At 64.9% G+C, this 16,508-nt stretch carries 16 protein-coding genes; 8 read left to right on the top strand and 8 right to left on the bottom strand.

Annotated elements, in window-relative coordinates; translation table 11 throughout:
* The first annotated feature begins 1 nt into the window (after position 1).
* Entirely contained in the window at positions 2-205 is a 204-nt protein-coding gene (locus tag ACVIHF_RS13065) for a cold-shock protein (RefSeq protein ID WP_016847412.1), read from the top strand.
* A 77-nt stretch (positions 206-282) separates the two neighbouring features.
* Here the strand turns inward: ACVIHF_RS13065 and purN are convergent, their stop codons facing one another.
* Positions 283-933, bottom strand: a complete 651-nt coding sequence (gene purN, locus ACVIHF_RS13060; protein WP_456780652.1) for a phosphoribosylglycinamide formyltransferase — start codon at positions 931-933, stop codon at positions 283-285.
* Positions 930-2,003, bottom strand: coding sequence for a phosphoribosylformylglycinamidine cyclo-ligase (purM, locus tag ACVIHF_RS13055; RefSeq protein WP_456780653.1), 1,074 nt, complete (start codon positions 2,001-2,003; stop codon positions 930-932). Before purM ends, purN begins: the two co-directional genes overlap by 4 nt.
* Positions 2,004-2,163: 160 nt before the next feature.
* Here purM and ACVIHF_RS13050 point away from each other — a divergent pair, with 160 nt between their 5' ends.
* The 4 genes from ACVIHF_RS13050 to ppx all read left to right on the top strand — a co-directional run bounded on the left by ACVIHF_RS13050 (position 2,164) and on the right by ppx (position 7,323).
* Positions 2,164-2,706, top strand: coding sequence for a CDP-alcohol phosphatidyltransferase family protein (locus ACVIHF_RS13050; protein ID WP_028332358.1), 543 nt, complete (start codon positions 2,164-2,166; stop codon positions 2,704-2,706).
* Between the two features lie 88 nt (positions 2,707-2,794).
* Entirely contained in the window at positions 2,795-3,472 is a 678-nt protein-coding gene (locus ACVIHF_RS13045) for a P-loop NTPase family protein (protein WP_310879486.1), read from the top strand.
* A gap of 131 nt (positions 3,473-3,603) precedes the next feature.
* Positions 3,604-5,808: an RNA degradosome polyphosphate kinase gene (locus ACVIHF_RS13040; protein ID WP_076831991.1), complete on the top strand. Its 2,205-nt coding sequence runs from the start codon at positions 3,604-3,606 to the stop codon at positions 5,806-5,808.
* Positions 5,809-5,820: 12 nt separating this feature from the next.
* Positions 5,821-7,323 carry an exopolyphosphatase gene (gene ppx / locus ACVIHF_RS13035; RefSeq protein ID WP_225159070.1) on the top strand — a complete coding sequence of 501 codons (1,503 nt, stop codon included), beginning with the start codon at positions 5,821-5,823 and terminating at the stop codon, positions 7,321-7,323.
* A 114-nt stretch (positions 7,324-7,437) separates the two neighbouring features.
* On the opposite strand, the gene ACVIHF_RS13030 is transcribed toward ppx, so the two are convergent.
* Positions 7,438-8,277: a TerC family protein gene (locus tag ACVIHF_RS13030; protein ID WP_076831988.1), complete on the bottom strand. Its 840-nt coding sequence runs from the start codon at positions 8,275-8,277 to the stop codon at positions 7,438-7,440.
* Between the two features lie 112 nt (positions 8,278-8,389).
* A complete protein-coding gene (gene ndk, locus ACVIHF_RS13025) occupies positions 8,390-8,812 on the bottom strand; it encodes a nucleoside-diphosphate kinase (RefSeq protein WP_016847423.1) in 423 nt (140 codons plus the stop codon).
* A gap of 349 nt (positions 8,813-9,161) precedes the next feature.
* Between ndk and ACVIHF_RS13020 the strand changes: the two genes are divergently transcribed.
* The 3 genes from ACVIHF_RS13020 (at position 9,162) to ACVIHF_RS13010 (ending at position 11,789) form a co-directional block, all read left to right on the top strand.
* Positions 9,162-9,425: a hypothetical protein gene (locus ACVIHF_RS13020; protein WP_018271306.1), complete on the top strand. Its 264-nt coding sequence runs from the start codon at positions 9,162-9,164 to the stop codon at positions 9,423-9,425.
* Positions 9,426-9,648: 223 nt separating this feature from the next.
* Positions 9,649-9,819 carry a hypothetical protein gene (locus ACVIHF_RS13015; RefSeq protein WP_167350433.1) on the top strand — a complete coding sequence of 57 codons (171 nt, stop codon included), beginning with the start codon at positions 9,649-9,651 and terminating at the stop codon, positions 9,817-9,819.
* 107 nt (positions 9,820-9,926) lie between these two features.
* Positions 9,927-11,789, top strand: coding sequence for an ABC-F family ATP-binding cassette domain-containing protein (locus ACVIHF_RS13010; protein ID WP_253608912.1), 1,863 nt, complete (start codon positions 9,927-9,929; stop codon positions 11,787-11,789).
* A gap of 51 nt (positions 11,790-11,840) precedes the next feature.
* Here the strand turns inward: ACVIHF_RS13010 and ACVIHF_RS13005 are convergent, their stop codons facing one another.
* From ACVIHF_RS13005 to ACVIHF_RS12990, 4 genes are all read right to left on the bottom strand, one after another.
* Positions 11,841-13,085, bottom strand: coding sequence for an IS4 family transposase (locus tag ACVIHF_RS13005; RefSeq protein WP_456781775.1), 1,245 nt, complete (start codon positions 13,083-13,085; stop codon positions 11,841-11,843).
* Between the two features lie 463 nt (positions 13,086-13,548).
* Positions 13,549-14,103, bottom strand: coding sequence for a hypothetical protein (locus ACVIHF_RS13000; RefSeq protein ID WP_083715152.1), 555 nt, complete (start codon positions 14,101-14,103; stop codon positions 13,549-13,551).
* A 101-nt stretch (positions 14,104-14,204) separates the two neighbouring features.
* A complete protein-coding gene (locus ACVIHF_RS12995) occupies positions 14,205-14,657 on the bottom strand; it encodes a DNA polymerase III subunit chi (protein WP_456780654.1) in 453 nt (150 codons plus the stop codon).
* 15 nt (positions 14,658-14,672) lie between these two features.
* Positions 14,673-16,175 carry a leucyl aminopeptidase gene (locus tag ACVIHF_RS12990; protein ID WP_456780655.1) on the bottom strand — a complete coding sequence of 501 codons (1,503 nt, stop codon included), beginning with the start codon at positions 16,173-16,175 and terminating at the stop codon, positions 14,673-14,675.
* Positions 16,176-16,508 lie beyond the last annotated feature (333 nt).

The following is a 16,508-nucleotide window of genomic DNA, read 5'->3' as shown; positions in this document are numbered from 1 at the left end:
GATGCCGAAGGGTACCGTCAAATGGTTCAACCCGACCAAAGGTTACGGGTTCATCAAGCCAGCCGTCGGCGACAAGGACGTGTTCGTCCATATCTCGGCGGTCGAGCGCGCGGGCCTCAGCACATTGAACGAGAACCAGTCCGTCGAGTACGAGCTGGTGGAGAACCGCGGCAAGGCGTCGGCAGAGAACCTCAAGGTTCACTGAACGCCGCTGCCAGCGGAATTCATCCTGATGCCTCCCCCGGCCGCATCACCCCGGGGGATGTCTCCTGCAACCGCGCGCTAGGGCGCCGGCGCGATCAGCGTATGGTCGGTTGCGCCGCTGCCCAGGGTCTTGCAGAGATCGCCTTCGAGCTTGAGCCGGCCGCTTGCCAGCAGCCGCAGCGCCTCCGGATAGATGCGATGCTCGATGGTGATCACGCGCGCGGCGAGCGTCTCGGCGGTGTCGTCGTCAGCGACCGTGACCGCGCCCTGCATCACGATCGGTCCGGCGTCGGTCTCCGGGATCACGAAATGCACCGTCGCTCCGGACAGCTTGACCCCTGCACGCAACGCCTGGCCGTGCGGATCGAGACCCGGAAAGCAAGGCAGCAGCGAGGGATGGATGTTGAGCATCCGCCCGTACCAGTGCCGCGCGAACTCGGCGGTGAACAGCCGCATGAAGCCGCCGAGGCAGATCAACTCGACCTGCCTGTCATCGAGCGTGCGCTGCAGCACGGCCTCGAAGCCGGCGCGGTCCTTGCCGAACGGCTTGCTCTCGATGACGATGGTCGCAATGCCGCTGGCGGCCGCCTTCTCGAGCCCGGCGGCATCGGCGCGGTTCGAGATCACGGCCACGATCTCGGCTGGGAAATCCGCAGCCTTCGCAGCCTCGATCAGCGCGGCCATGTTGGAGCCGCGGCCGGAGATCAGGATGGCGACGCGGCGCTTCATCGCGAGAGATCGAGATGACCGTTATAGATCACGCGATGCTCGCCTTTGGCCTCGATCACCTCGCCGAGCAACGTCACGGTCTCGCCGCCGGCGGTGAACGCCTCGGTCACGGCGTCGACCGCATCAGCCTTGACGATCGCGATCATGCCGATGCCGCAGTTGAAGGTGCGCAGCAGTTCGAGTTCGGCGATGCCGCCCTGCTCGGCCAGCCATTTGAACACCGGGAGCACCGGCAGCCGCGCCAGATCGATGCCGACGCCGAGATGCTTCGGCAGCACGCGCGGAATGTTGTCGGTGAAGCCGCCGCCGGTGATGTGGGCGAGCCCCTTCACCGCGCCGGTGTCGCGGATCGCGCGCAGGCAGGATTTCACATAGAGCCTGGTCGGCGTCAGCAGCGCTGCGCCAAGCGTCATGACCGGCGCGAACGGCGCCGGCGCGTCATAGGCGACGCCGGACTGCTCGACGATCTTGCGCACCAGCGAATAGCCGTTGGAGTGCACGCCGGAGGAAGCCAGCCCGATCACGGCATCGCCCGCCGCGATATTCGCGGTCGGCAGCAGCGTGCCGCGCTCGGCCGCGCCGACCGCAAAGCCGCCGAGGTCGTAATCGCCATCCTTGTAGAGGCCGGGCATCTCGGCGGTTTCGCCGCCGATCAGCGCGCAGCCGGATTCGCGGCAGCCCTCGGCGATACCAGCGACGATCTGCGCGGTGGCCTCCGGGTGCAGCTTGCCGCAGGCGAAATAGTCGAGGAAGAACAGCGGTTCCGCGCCCTGCACGACGAGGTCGTTGACCGACATCGCGACCAGATCGATGCCGATACCGCCATGAATGCCGGTCTCGATCGCGATCTTCAGCTTGGTGCCGACGCCATCGGTCGCGGCCACCAGGACCGGATCCTTGAAGCCGGCGGCCTTGAGGTCGAACAGCCCGCCGAAACCGCCGATCTCGGCGTCCGCGCCAGGCCGCGCGGTGGCCCGCACCATCGGCTTGATCAGATCGACCAGTCGATTGCCGGCGTCGATATCGACACCCGAATCCGCGTAAGTGAGCCCGTTTTTGCGCTCGGTCATGCCCAATTCCAGATGATCAGGGGCTGGTTACGAGGAATTCCGCCCCCGCGCAATGGCTCGCGGCGCTGCCGCCGCGATACTATGTAGATAACACAAGGCGGCTGCGCAAAAGAGCCGGATATCGAGTAAAATCAGGCTTCTAGCCGGGAAGCGATCCAAGTTGAGCATTCCGAACATCATCACCCTCGGCCGCATCATCCTGGTGCCGGTGATCGTCTGGGCCATCGTGTCCAGCCAGATGGAGATTGCGTTCGCGATCTTCGTGATCGCCGGCGTCTCGGACGCGGTCGACGGTTTCCTCGCCAAGCGCTTCAACATGACGAGCGAGCTCGGCGCCCTGCTCGATCCGCTCGCCGACAAGGCGCTCCTGGTGTCGATCTATGTCGCGCTCGGAATCTGGGGCGCGGTGCCGCGCTGGATCGTGATTCTCGTGGTGTCACGCGACATCATGATCGTCTCCGCCGTGATTGTGTCATGGTTGTTCGACAAGCCGGTCGAGATGAAGCCGCTGATGGTGTCGAAGCTGAACACGGTGGCGCAGGTCGCGTTCGCAGCGCTGGTGCTGGCCTCGCTCGGCTTCGGCTTTCAGCCACATCCTTACGACCTGATCCTGATGGGCCTGGTCACGATCTTTACTTTGGGTTCGGTGTCCCTCTATCTCGTGGAGTGGGTGCGGCACATGAGCACCATCGAAGCTCGGTAGGCGGGATCCGGAAAAGTGGAAGCCGGTTTTCCCGCGACAAACGCGACGCGTTTGCGCATGGCTAAAATGAAGTGGTTTGGAGACCTGCGTGGCCAGTAGCGTTCAACCTCGTCAATTGGCCTTGGCCCTGCCGCACGAGGAGAAGCTGACCCGCGACGATTTCCTTGAGGGCCCTGCCAATGAGGCGGCGCTGGCGCTGATCGACGGCTGGCCGGACTGGCCAAACCGAATCATGCTGCTGGTCGGGCCTGACGGCTCCGGCAAAAGCCACCTCGCCGCGATCTGGGCCGAGAGCGCCGGCGCGCGCTCGACCGCGGCGCATGCGCTGACCGCCGACACGGTGCCGACCGCGCTTGCGACCGGTGCGCTCGTCGTCGAAGACCTGAGGCCGGCGGATTTCGACGAGCGCGCAATGTTTCATCTGATGAATCTGGCGCGCCAGGACGATGCCTACGTGCTGATCACGGCGCGCATTCCGCCCTCGGCGTTCGAGATCGAATTGCGCGACCTGCGGTCGCGGCTCCGCGCGGTGCCGACCGTGACGCTGCTGCCGCCGGACGACCAGCTGTTCCGCGGCCTGATTGTCAAGTTCTGCGCCGACCGCCAGATGAGCGTGGACGAACCGCTGGTCAGCTATCTGAGCAACCGGATCGAGCGTTCCTACGTTGCCGTCCGGCAGGCGGTCGAGCTCCTGGATACCGAGGCACTCCGGCTCGGCCGTCCCGTCACGCGGGCGCTGGCGGCGGAGCTGTTGCGCGACGCCTGATCCATCCCGCGGCTTGACGGCGCAGGCGAGCGGAACATCAATGTCATCGAAACGTCATCGCAATATCACATGGTCTCTGCGGCTCTCGGCTACACCGCCCCGGCCCCTGCCCTGAATTGGACCAGCACTTTATGGACTCGGCACAAGCTACTGAAATCAAAGAAAAAGAGGCGGAATTTCCCGCCATTCCCGCAATCGCGACCAGCCCCGAACGCTTCATCAACCGGGAGCTCTCCTGGCTGCACTTCAACCGGCGGGTGCTCGAGGAATCGGTCAATCTCGGCCATCCCGTGCTGGAGCGGGTCCGCTTCCTGTCGATTTCGGCGAATAACCTCGACGAGTTCTTCATGGTCCGTGTCGCCGGCATCAAGGCGCAGGTCCGCGAGGGCATTACCGAGCGCAGCCCGGACGGCCTGCTGCCGGCCGATCAGCTCGTGATGATCAACAAGACCGTCTCGCAGCTCGCCTCCGACCAGCAGGCGATCTGGAGCGACCTGCGGGATATCCTGGCCAAGGTCGGCATCCAGCTGGTCGACGGCCGCGACGTCACCAAGTCCGAGCGCAGCTGGATCGAGGATCACTTCCTCCACAGCATCTTCCCGCTGCTGACGCCGCTGGCGATCGACCCGGCGCATCCCTTCCCGTTCATCCCGAATCTCGGCTTCACGGTGGCGCTGCAATTGTCGCGGATCTCCGACGGCAAGGCGATGAACGCGCTGATCCGCATGCCCGGCAAGATCGACCGCTTCATCCGCATCCCCTCCACCAAGGAAGGCGCGCCGGCGCGGCTGATCACGCTGGAGCAGGCCACCGGTCTCTTCATCGGCCGCCTGTTCCCCGGCTACACCGTCAAGGGCCAAGGCGCATTCCGCATCATCAGGGACTCCGAACTCGAAATCGAGGAAGAGGCCGAAGATCTCGTTCGCCTGTTCGAGACCGCGCTCAAGCGGCGCCGCCGCGGGTCGGTGATCCGGCTCGAGATCGAGGCCACGATGCCCGAAGAGCTGCGCATCTTCGTGCAGCACGCCTTGTCGGCCGCAGACGACGAAGTGATCCTGGTCGACGGCGTGCTGGCGATGAACGAGCTGTCGCAGCTCACCCGCCTCAATCGCCCCGACCTCGAATTCCCGCCCTATGTGCCGCGCCACCCCGAGCGGGTGCGCGATCATGGCGGCGATATCTTCGCCGCCATCCGCCAGAAGGACCTCGTGGTCCATCACCCCTACGAATCCTTCGACGTCGTGGTGCAGTTCCTGCAGCAGGCGGCACGCGATCCCGACGTGGTCGCGATCAAGCAGACGCTCTATCGCACCTCGAACAATTCGCCGATCGTGCGCGCGCTGGCGGAAGCCGCCGAGGCCGGCAAGTCGGTGACCGCGCTGATCGAGCTGAAGGCGCGCTTCGACGAGGAAGCCAATATCCGCTGGGCCCGCGACCTCGAACGCGCCGGCGTGCAGGTGGTCTACGGCTTCATCGAATTGAAGACGCATGCCAAGCTGTCGATGGTGGTGCGCCGCGAGGGCGGCAATCTCACGACCTATGTGCACACCGGCACCGGCAACTATCACCCGGTCACCGCGCGCATCTACACCGACCTCTCCTACTTCACTTCGGATCCGATCATCGGCCGCGACGTCGCGCGGGTCTTCAACTACATCACCGGCTATGCCGAGCCGAGCGACATCGAGAAGATGGCGGTGTCGCCGCTGACGCTGCGCAAGCGGATCATCGAGCACATCCACGGCGAGATCGCCCACGTCAAGCACGGCCGGCCCGGCGCGGTCTGGATGAAGATGAATGCGCTGGTCGACCCTGATATCATCGACGCGCTGTACGAGGCCTCGCAGGCCGGCGTCTCGGTCGAGCTCGTGGTGCGCGGCATCTGCTGCCTGCGGCCGGGGCTGCCGGGACTGTCGGAGAACATCCGCGTCAAATCGGTGATCGGCCGGTTCCTGGAACACGGCCGAATCTATTGCTTCGGCATGGGTCAGGGCCTGCCGAGCACAAAAGCTGCTGTGTATATCTCGTCCGCTGACATGATGCCGCGAAACCTCGACCGCCGCGTCGAGGTTCTCTGTCCGCTGCAAAATCCCACGGTGCATCAGCAGGTTCTCGAACAGATCATGGTCGCGAACCTGAAGGACACCGAGCAAAGCTGGCAATTGTTGCCGGATGGGTCGTCAACGCGTATGAAGGCCGCGAAAGGCGAAGAGCCCTTCAATCTGCATGACTACTTTATGACAAATCCGAGTCTGTCCGGCCGTGGTAAGTCTCTCAAGGAATCTTCACCGCGCCGTCTCACGCGTCGCAACGAGCGTCAGCAGCCATCGTCTTAAGGGGGCCTTACGGTGAAGCGGCCGCGGAAGCGCGCTTCCAGCGTCGCTGTCATCGATATCGGCTCGAACTCGGTTCGTCTCGTGGTCTACGAGGCGATGGCGCGCAGCCTCATCACAATCTTCAACGAGAAGGCGCTGTGCGGGCTCGGGCGCGAGGTGCAGAGCACCGGCCTGCTCGCAACCGATGCCGTCAACAAGGCGCTCACCGCGCTGCGCCGTTTTCGTGCGCTGTGCAAGATCCAGCAAGTCGGCCGCGTCTACGCGATCGCGACCGCGGCCTGCCGCGACGCCAAGAACGGTCCGGACTTCATCGCCAAGGCCGAGCGCATCTGCGGCGCCAAGATCGAGATCCTCACCGGGCCGCGTGAAGCGAAGCTATCCGCGCTCGGCGTCGTCTCGGGCGTGCACAATCCGAACGGCATCGTCGGCGATCTCGGCGGCGGCTCGCTTGAACTGATCGATGTCAAGGGCAGCCGCGTGCGCAGCGGCGTGACGCTGCCGCTCGGCAGCCTCGCGCTGCAGGACCTCTCCAACAAATCGCTCAAGCGCGCCGAACGCATCGTCAAGAACGAGCTGCTCGGCGTCGCCCAGCTCAAGACCGGCCGCGGCCGCACCTTCTATGCCGTCGGCGGCACCTGGCGTGCGCTGGCGCGCATTCACATCATCCAGAGCGGCTACCCGCTCAAGGTGATGCACGGCTATTCGATCCCGGCGGCCGACGCACTCGACTTCGCGCAGCGGCTGCGACGGCTGGCGGCCACCAACATGCTGGCCAATATCGAGTCGGTCGCCGACGCGCGGCGGCCGCTATTGGCCTATGCCGCGCTCGTGCTCGAATACATCATCCGCGTGGCCCAGCCGAAGACCATCGTGTTCTCGACCTTCGGCGTACGCGAGGGCCTGCTCTACGAGATGCTGCCGCAGGCCGAACGCGCCAAGGACGGACTGCTCTGCGCCGCGCAGAATCTCAACGAATTGCTGTCGCGCTCGGCCCGCCACGCCCAGGAGCTGACGGCGTGGACCGACCGGCTGGTGCGCGTCGTCAGGCTACGCGAGACCGAGGAAGACCGCAGGCTGCGGCACGTCGCCTGCCTGCTCTCCGACATCGGCTGGCGGGTGCATCCCGATCATCGCGGCGAGGAAACCCTCAGCCTGATCATGAACGGCAATTTCGGCTCGATCACGCATCAGGGCCGCGCCTTCGTCGCGCTCTCGGTGTTCTATCGCTACGCCGGGCTCAGCGAGGAAAACGAGCCGCCGCCGCAGATCCGCGCGCTGGTGACGCCGGCGATGGACGAGCGCGCCCGCGTGCTCGGCGCCGCATTTCGCGTCGCGCATCTGATCACGGCGGCGCGCACCGGCGTGCTGCCGGCAACCCATTTCCGCACCCAGGGCCGCAAGCTGATGCTGGTGTTCGAGCACCGGATGGTGGATCTGGTCGCCGACCGCGTCGGCAGCCGCTTCAAGCAATTGGCGCGGCTGGTCGGGCGCGCCGGCTCGATCGTGCGGCGCTAGGGCATGATCCGGAAAAGTGCGAAGCGGTTTTCCCTCGCGACAAACGCGGAATGCGTTTGCGCGGAGATCATGCTCAAACAACGAGCTCGACCCAATCGCATCGCGATTTAGGGCTCACGCCGCCTTGGCGGCGTGCTTGGCCTTGCGGAGTGCGTGGCGGCGCCAGATCGACCCCACGACCAGCACCACGATGATGCCGAGCACCGCGAGCGCGATCTCGCCGCCATTGCCGCCATGGGCGAATTGCGGCGACATCCCGACCGACGTCAGCCAGGAATCGAGCTTGGTACCGAGCGGTCCGGCGAACAGCGCGTCCAGCTTCGGATGCACGGCGGGATCGGTCGCGATGACGTCACCCGCGATCCAGCCGAGCAGCGCGGCACCGGCCCAGACCAGGACCGGCAGCTTGGTGAGCAGCGCCATGATCAGCGCCGCGCCGGCAACGATTAGGGGAACGCTGATCGCAAGTCCGAGCACCAGCAGCGGCACGCTGCCATTAGCGGCGGCAGCCACGGCGATCACATTGTCGAGGCTCATCACGATGTCGGCGACGACGACGATCTGAACCGCGGCCCACAGATGCGCGGCCGCGTGCACGCTGTCCTCGTCCTCCTGCTCCGGCACCAGCAGCTTGGCGGCAATCACGATCAGCGCCAGTCCGCCGACCAGCTTCAAATAGGGAAGCTCCATCAGGCTGGCGACGATGCCGGTAAAGATGACGCGCAGCAGCACTGCCGCGGCGGCGCCGAGAATCATGCCCCACAGGCGCTGGCGCGGCGCGAGCCCGCGGCAGGCGAGCGCGATCACGAGCGCGTTGTCGCCCGACAGCAGGACGTTGATCCAGATGATCTTGCCGACGGCGACCCAGAACGTCGGCGTCGCCATCTCGTTCTTGAATTCGGTGAAGAACGCGCCGATGTACGCCGGATCAAAGATCTGCCACAGCCAGTCCACAGCGAGTCCTATTCGGCCTTGCGGCCGCCCCTGGCGGCGGTCGTCCGCCGCTCCCCGGTTCTACTTCGACGCGGTCTCCTCGGGAGACCGCGCCACTTTCAGCAATACGGTGTCAGCCGACGATCTCGTTGCCGGCGAAGAACTGCGCGATCTCGATCACCGCGGTCTCCGGCGCATCCGAACCGTGCACCGAGTTCTCGCCGATCGACTTCGCATAGAGCTTGCGGATGGTGCCTTCAGCGGCCTTCGACGGGTCGGTCGCGCCCATCACGTCGCGATATTTCAGGATAGCGCCCTCGCCTTCCAGCACCTGGACCACAACCGGGCCCGAAGTCATGAAGTCGACCAGCTCGCCGAAGAACGGACGCGCCTTGTGGACGGCGTAGAAGGTCTCGGCCTGGCCGCGGGTCATGCGGATGCGCTTCTGCGCCACGACCCGCAGGCCCGCCTTCTCGATCACCGCATTGACCGCGCCGGTCAGGTTGCGCTCGGTGGCGTCGGGTTTGATGATCGAAAAGGTGCGTTCAATCGCCATGATTTCGTCCTTGTAAACTTGGCTGGGAGTTGCCGGGGCTTATATCGGCGCGATGGGATAACGGCAAGCGACCCTGTGACGCGTTAGCCTTTAGTTTTGACGCATTTTCACGACGAAAACCGTCGTTAGGGCGCCCTCCGGACAGCGGCCGGCTCGGCCAACTTACCGCGATTTCACCTAGGTGAACCCATTCTGTCAGCGCCGTGCCGCTGCCGTTCAGCTCAAGTCACATAGGCTCTGCAGCGATCGGACGCCTTGCTGGCCCCCCCCAATCCGCAAGCCTCACAGGACGTCTCGGGAAATGTCACCGCGGGCGCGTCGCGCGCGCCCATACCTCGAGGAGACGATCATGTTACGCAAACTCTCGCTTGCCGCCGTCGCCGCGGTTTCGCTCGGTGCCGCCGCGCTCGCCCCGACCTCCGCTTCTGCGTGGGGTGGTTGGCATGGCGGCTGGCACGGTGGATGGCACCACGGCTGGTGGGGCGGTCCGCGCGTCATCGTCGGCGGCCCGGCCTATTACGGCGGTTATGGCTACGGCGGCGGCTGCTACGTGCGCCGCGTGGTGCCGACCCCGTGGGGGCCCCGCTGGCGCCTGGTCAACCGCTGCTACTGATCCATCGAATCTACGACTGCTCCCCTGACTTGCTTCTCGCCCCGGCCCTCGCGCCGGGGCTTTTTTCGGGTCCGCCGGGGGAACCCGGGCATATGATGGGACCCACTACCTCAAGGCGAGAGCAAGGCGCGGAAACCAAATTCGGGGTCGCGACTTGTCATGGCGAGGAGCTACTCGAACATGCGAGGTGGAACTCGCCAAGAGACATGCCATGACGATGACAATGAGCAAGATCGACAAGGACGCCGATCAGATTGATCACAAGACCTGCCGTTACATCTGCGATGCCGTAGGCGAACGGCTTCAGCAAAGCATGCGGCCAGAGCCCGCACTTTCGTCTCGCCTGCAGCAACTCCTCGACGAGATGCAACGACGGGAAGGCGATCGCCATTAGGTGTTGAGGGCTGAACAGCAGCCCAATTGCGTTTTTGCAACAGCCCCGGGAGAGATTTTGCGAACAGACGGGGTTGCGTTTGGCGGCGGGTCCGGTGACAACGCTGCATGCTCTCCATCACTGACATCTCGGTCCGGATCGCCGGACGGCTGTTGATCGATCACAGTTCGGTGCAAATTGTACCCGGAGCCCGCGTCGGATTTGTCGGCCGCAACGGCGTCGGCAAATCGACGCTGTTTCACGCCATCCGGGGCGACATCCCGACCGAGAGCGGCAGCATCGCGCTTCCGCCGCGCTGGCGTATCGGCAGCCTCGCGCAGGAAGCGCCCGACGGGCCCGAAAGCCTGATCAACGTCGTGCTGAAGGCCGATCTCGAGCGCGACGCGCTGCTGCGCGAGGCCGAGACGGCGCACGATCCGCACCGGATTGCCGAAATCCAGACCCGGCTGGTCGACATCGACGCCCATTCCGCGCCCGCCCGTGCCGCGGCGATCCTCTCCGGCCTCGGCTTCTCGACATCAGACCAGGCGCGGCCGTGCGCGGAATTTTCCGGCGGCTGGCGCATGCGCGTGGCGCTGGCGGCGACGCTGTTCTCCGCGCCCGACCTCTTGCTGCTGGACGAGCCGACCAACTATCTCGATCTCGAAGGCACGTTGTGGCTCGAGAACCACCTCGCCAACTATCCGCGCACGGTGATCGTGATCAGCCACGACCGCGACCTGCTGGACACCTCGGTCGATCAGATCCTGCACCTCGATCGCGGCAGACTGACGCTCTACAAGGGCACCTATTCCTCGTTCGAGGAACAGCGCGCCGCGCGCGAATTGCTCGACGCCAAGCACGCCAAGCGGCAGGCCGATGAGCGCAAGCGCCTGCAGGATTTCGTCGACCGCTTCAAGGCCAAGGCCTCGAAGGCGCGGCAGGCGCAGTCGCGCGTGAAGATGCTGGAGCGGATGAAGCCGATCACCGCGCTGGTGACCCAGGATGTTCATGAGATCTCGTTCCCGGCGCCGGAGAAGCTGCTGTCGCCGCCGATCATCGCGGTCGATGACGTCTCGGTCGGCTACGAGCCCGGCAAGCCGGTGCTCAATCGCGTGACGCTGCGCGTCGATACCGACGACCGCATCGCGCTGTTAGGGGCCAACGGCAACGGCAAGTCGACGCTGGTCAAGCTGCTGGCGGGCAAGCTCGCGCCGTTTGCCGGCCGGATCACGAGGGCCGACAAGCTGTCGGTCGGCTATTTCGCCCAACACCAGGTCGACGAGCTCAATCTCGACGGCTCGCCCTATGATCACATCCGCAAGCTGATGCCGGAGGCGCCGGAGAGCAAGGTGCGCGGCCGCGTCGGCGCGATCGGCTTCTCCGGCAAGGCCGGCGACACGCTGGTGAAGAGCCTGTCGGGCGGCGAGAAGGCGCGGCTGCTGCTGGGGCTTGCCACGTTCTACGGCCCGAACATGATCATCCTGGACGAGCCGACCAACCACCTCGATATCGACAGCCGTGCGGCGCTCGCGGAGGCGATCAACGAATTCCCCGGCGCCATCATCATGGTCTCGCATGATCGCTATCTGATCGAGGCCTGCGCCGACCGCCTGTGGGTCGTGGCCAACCAGACCGTCACGGCCTATGACGGCGATCTCGACGAATATCGACGCATGATCCTGTCGGCCAATGACGGCCGGCCGGCCTCGCGCGAGCGCGTCAAGGAGGCCGCGAAGCCGGAGCGCATCCGCAACGAGAAGCGTGCTTCACCCAGGCAGCGGGTCGCGCAAGCTGAGGCCGAGATCGAGCGCATCAACGCCATCATCGCCAAGATCGATACCGCACTCGCATTGCCCGATATTTTTACCCGCGACCCCAAGCAGGCCGCGCAACTGACCAAGGCGCGCGCCGGCGCCGAGAGCGCGTTACAGCGCGCAGAGGAAGACTGGCTGGAAGCCAGCGCCGAACTCGACGAAGCGGCGAGTTAGACCGGGCGGAGCCACATATCCGATGTCGTCCCTGCGAAAGCACTAGTGCATCTACACGTTTGTCGGGCCATTTGCGAGGATTTGGAAGCGGGCCATTCCGGTGTGGAAGGTGATTGGTCCAGGTTGACGGTGGGAGGCGTAGCCGGTCCATCCGCCGAGTTTTGCGATGATCCATGCCGCCCAAGCAAGAGTGTTGGGGCGATGGTGGTTTTTCTGAAGCTCGGTGCGACCTTTCATGGTTTTGTTGATGGCCCTGAGCGTCTCGATCTCTTCTGCGGTGAAGACAAATTCAGCCGGCAATTCTTCGCCACTGTTGCGGGCCTGAACGAGTTGAATGACGATACATGCCGCTCTGGTGGCGACCGCCACGAGCTTGATCAGGCCTTCGGCGCTCTCGATCTGACTATCCTCGATGCGCAAACCCTGGCTCTTCAGCGAGCGAAAGAGTTGCTCAATGATCCAGCGCTGGCGGTACCAGGAGACGATCTGCCAGGCGTCTTTAACGGTGGCGACCGGATGAGTGGTCAGGAGCAGCCAGCGAATGGGCTCCGCACCTCTCGGCGGATGCAACTCGACCACTTCTACGAAGCTGAGTTTGATGCCCTCCGCCAAGTCGGTGACGCCGGGCCTCTGCGGCCGCTTGAGCACGACGGTTCCGAAGCGCATCGAGAGATGGGCCTGCCGGCCGCGCCGATCCATTCGCTGCGGCAGATCGATCACCGCGTTGTCGCAGAAGCGGCTCCGCTCGACCGCCTGATAAAGTGTGTCGCCATCGACCAGCGCATGGTCGTGCATGGCACGCGACAGAAGATGGACATTCTCAGCTGGCGTCAGCGCCCAGTGAGCAAAGAAATCCCCCTCGCGGTCGTTGACGACGGTGATCATGCGGGCATCTGCCAGGACGTCGCGGCCTTGCTCGGCGGCCGTCACCCAGCGCGCCGACTCCTTGTCGGCCAAGGCGCGCCGCTCATGCGGGATTTTTACCTTGCCTTTGCGCGTCCAAACGTTGCCGCCAGTAAGGCCAAGACAGACCCCGCTGTCGGCATCCACCGCCATCATCGCATGCAACAGCACGCCGCGAGCATTGCCCTTGCCGACTTTGCCCAGCCCGCGCCGCCGTCCCGCCTGGGTCTGGAACTTGACCTCGCTCGTATCCTGGATCGCCAGCACATGACGCCCGCTGACCGCAGTCCGCGTCTGCGCGCTCCAGCCCTCAATCAATTTATCGATCGTGACTTGGGGGTTGTTCACAAACCGCCAGAACGCCATATTGGCAGCCCAATCGCCCCGGGCCATCTGGCGCAAGCAGACGCTGCGCGTGCAAAGCATAGCCCGCAGAAGCGTCGCCCCCTTTTGTCGAGACGAACGTCCCCGAACTCACCCAAAGACAAATCCGGCTGCATCGCTGGCGCTCCTTCGAATCAAAGCGCCAGTGAGAGAATCATACAACATGCTGCAGAGACGCCACTTCTTGCTGCACCGAGTCAATCTGTCGCGCCCCAAAACCGTGTAGACACGCTAGTGCGAAAGCAGGGACCCATAACCACAGATGGTCGTTGCTGCGCGATCGTCGAACGACGAGTCCGCTCAACCACATCGGCCGCGGCGTATGGGTCCCTGCTCCCGTGCGCAATTGCGCACTAGGCAGGGACGACCCGTGGAGGGAGCCGAGGCTCTCATTCTGTCCGGTGTGATGTCCGCGCGTCCGGTATCATGCCCGCGCATGCAGGCATTGGCCTGCCGCTGCGGCGAAAACGCTCTAGCCGTGCGAGGTCTTTTTCTTCTTCGGCTTCGCCTGCTTCGGCTCGGGCACGGGATCCGGGCCGCGCTCGACGGACGACAGGCGCCCCGAGGTAAAGGTGTAGATGCCGGCGCGCGCGCCACGCGACCAGGTCACGACCGCAACGCGCCCGCCGCCCGGAGCACTGGACAGGTTGACGCTGTCGGGCGCGCCGATGCCGCGCACGACGTCGCATTCAGTGTGGCCGAGTGCAACGCTGCCGCCCGTTGGCTGCGGCGGCGGTGCACCGCCGGCCTGCGCGTTGGCATCGGTGGCGCCCGGCGGCGGTGCCATGCCTGGACAGCTGCCGTCGGCACTGACGAGATCGTCGTTCGTTACCGGCTTGTCCGGCGTCAGTGGCGGCGATTCGATCGAGATGTTGCGGATGAACACCCGCCCGGGACGCGAGAACCATTCCGCATCGCGCGAAAACAAGTCGGATCCGGCGCCCGAACAGCCGGCAAGTCCCGGTGCAAGCACCAGCAACGCCAGCAGCGACTTCCGACTGAATGTTCCGTCCCGCACGATCGACAAAGCTCCTACCCCTTACCTAAGGGCTTGTCCGAACATCACTTTGCGGCATGACCGTGGCCCGCCCCAAGAAACGTCGAATTATCATTAATTAGTAGCTATCGCTATTGGCGCCGCTGCCAGCGTCCCCGCTCGTCGGTCTGCCAATAGGTGACCTCGAAGCCGCGCGCCTTGCAAGCGGTCCAGCTTTCCCTGGCCGAGGCCACCGCGTCGGGGTCGTCGCCGTTGAACACGAGGACCACCCGCTCGTAGCTGTCGCAGTCGGCCGGCAGCGCCGCATTGTCGACCAGGAAGCGGACATTGGCCCGATTCGGGTTGCCCTCCTCGATCGACAGGATGATCGGCTGGTCCTGCGCGTCGGCAACGCGCGAGGTCGCGTGCGGCAGGAATGAATCGTCGCTGTAGGTCCACAGATGCGCGTCGAGCGTCTCGGCACGCTCCCGCGACGTCGATTGCACCACCACGCGCCAGCCGCGCTCGAGCGACTTCTCGAGCAGCGGCGGCAGCACGCTCTCCAGCGTCATGTTCTGCAGGTGGTAGAACAGAACCTCGGTCATGCGCCGGCCGACACTCTATTTCCTGGCTTCATAATAGTCGGAGACCAGCCGCTCGAGCAGCCGGACGCCATAACCCGAACCCCAGCTCTGATTGATCTCGGTCTTCGGCGCGCCCATCGCGGTGCCGGCGATGTCGAGATGCGCCCACGGCGTGCCGTCGACGAAACGCTGCAGGAATTGCGCTGCCGTGATCGAGCCGCCGTTGCGCCCGCCGGTGTTCTTCATGTCGGCAAATTGCGAATCGATCTGCTTGTCGTATTCGGGGCCGAGCGGCATGCGCCACACCTTCTCGCCGGTCTCGAGGCCGACCTTGGCCAGGCGCTCGGCGAGCTCGTCGTTGTTGGAGAACATGCCGGCGTGATCGGTGCCGAGCGCGACCATGATCGCGCCGGTCAGCGTGGCCAGATCGACCATGAATTTCGGCTTGAACTTCTTGGCGACGTACCAGAGCACGTCGGCGAGCACGAGGCGTCCCTCGGCGTCCGTGTTGATGATTTCGATGGTCTGGCCGGACATCGAGGTGACGATGTCGCCCGGACGCTGCGCATTGCCGTCGGGCATGTTCTCGACAAGGCCGATGGCACCGACCGCATTGACGCGGGCCTTGCGCGCCGCGAGCGCGTGCATCAGCCCGACCACGCAGGCCGCACCGCCCATGTCGCCCTTCATATCCTCCATGCCGCCGGCCGACTTGATGGAGATACCGCCGGTGTCGAAGCAGACGCCCTTGCCGACGAACGCGACCGGCGCCTCGCTCTTCTTGCCGCCGTTCCAGCGCATGATCACGGTGCGGCCGGGCCGTGCCGATCCCTGCGCGACGCCGAGCAGCGCGCCCATGCCGAGCTTGGTCATCGCCTTGACGTCGAGCACCTCGACGCTGACGCCGAGCTTGCGAAGCTGGCTGGCGCGGCGTGCGAATTCCTCGGGATACAGCACGTTCGGCGGCTCGTTGACGAGCTCACGCGCCAGATTCACACCGTCGACGACGGACGCTTCAGGCGCATAGGCCTTCCTGGCGGCGGCAACATCGTCGACGGCGATCGAGACGTCGGCCCGCAGGGCGCCGTCCTCGCCGTCCTTCTTCTTGGTCTTGTAGCGGTCGAACTTGTAGGCGCGCAGACGGATGCCGGTGGCGATCGCGGCGGCCTGGCCGGCGGCCATCGCGGCATCGGGCAGTTCCGCGACCACGGTCATCGAACCGCTGCCGGCATTGAGCTTGCCGGCCACCACGCCGCCGAACTTGAGGAAATCCTTCTCCTTGAGGTCGGCCGCCTTGCCGGTGCCGATCACGATCAGCCGCTCGACCTTGATTCCCTCCGGCGCCAGGATGTCGAGGACCGCCCCGCTCTTGCCCTTGAACTGGTTGGCGGCCGCGGCCCGCTTGACCGTCTCGGCGGCGGCTCCCAGCGCCTTCCGGGCGGCGGCTCCCAGCTTCAATTGGTCGTCGCAAAAGACCACCAGAATACCGCGAGCGGACGCGGAGATCGGAACAAAGCCGACCTTGACGGCGTCGGACATAGGAAAATCCTCCAGAACTCAGGGTGTTGCTCGGACCTGAGGCGGTCCTTCCGGCACGCGGGGTGAGCATTGCGATGGCGGTCCGGAACCAGTCCGGACCGGGCTTGTCATACACTATGACCTGCCGGCTGCGCCGCTGCCAAGCGCCGGAGTGGCCGGAAGGCCACAAAAGCGATTAATTAACCATAAATTAAGCGTGCCTTGGCCCGGCCATTTTGTTGACGGATCAAAGGGATGGTAGTGAGAGAGTGACTAGAGAGTGAGCCGGACGGGTCCGCGGCTCGACCATAGGGGAACCCGGGTTGACGGGGATGGTCGAGAGCCGTGCGTTTG

Source organism: Bradyrhizobium sp. USDA 4506 (genome assembly GCF_054058795.1).
This window is presented reverse-complemented; position numbering and strand designations above follow the sequence as displayed.

Bases quoted from the DNA above. Each gene is read 5' to 3' on its own strand.
- ACVIHF_RS13065 (WP_016847412.1), top strand. From the start codon at position 2: ATGCCGAAGGGTACCGTCAAATGGTTCAACCCGACCAAAGGTTACGGG.
- purN (WP_456780652.1), bottom strand. From the start codon at position 933: ATGAAGCGCCGCGTCGCCATCCTGATCTCCGGCCGCGGCTCCAACATG.
- purM (WP_456780653.1), bottom strand. From the start codon at position 2,003: ATGACCGAGCGCAAAAACGGGCTCACTTACGCGGATTCGGGTGTCGAT.
- ACVIHF_RS13040 (WP_076831991.1), top strand. From the start codon at position 3,604: ATGGACTCGGCACAAGCTACTGAAATCAAAGAAAAAGAGGCGGAATTT.
- ndk (WP_016847423.1), bottom strand. From the start codon at position 8,812: ATGGCGATTGAACGCACCTTTTCGATCATCAAACCCGACGCCACCGAG.
- ACVIHF_RS13020 (WP_018271306.1), top strand. From the start codon at position 9,162: ATGTTACGCAAACTCTCGCTTGCCGCCGTCGCCGCGGTTTCGCTCGGT.
- ACVIHF_RS13015 (WP_167350433.1), top strand. From the start codon at position 9,649: ATGAGCAAGATCGACAAGGACGCCGATCAGATTGATCACAAGACCTGC.
- ACVIHF_RS13010 (WP_253608912.1), top strand. From the start codon at position 9,927: ATGCTCTCCATCACTGACATCTCGGTCCGGATCGCCGGACGGCTGTTG.
- ACVIHF_RS13005 (WP_456781775.1), bottom strand. From the start codon at position 13,085: ATGGCCCGGGGCGATTGGGCTGCCAATATGGCGTTCTGGCGGTTTGTG.
- ACVIHF_RS12995 (WP_456780654.1), bottom strand. From the start codon at position 14,657: ATGACCGAGGTTCTGTTCTACCACCTGCAGAACATGACGCTGGAGAGC.
- ACVIHF_RS12990 (WP_456780655.1), bottom strand. From the start codon at position 16,175: ATGTCCGACGCCGTCAAGGTCGGCTTTGTTCCGATCTCCGCGTCCGCT.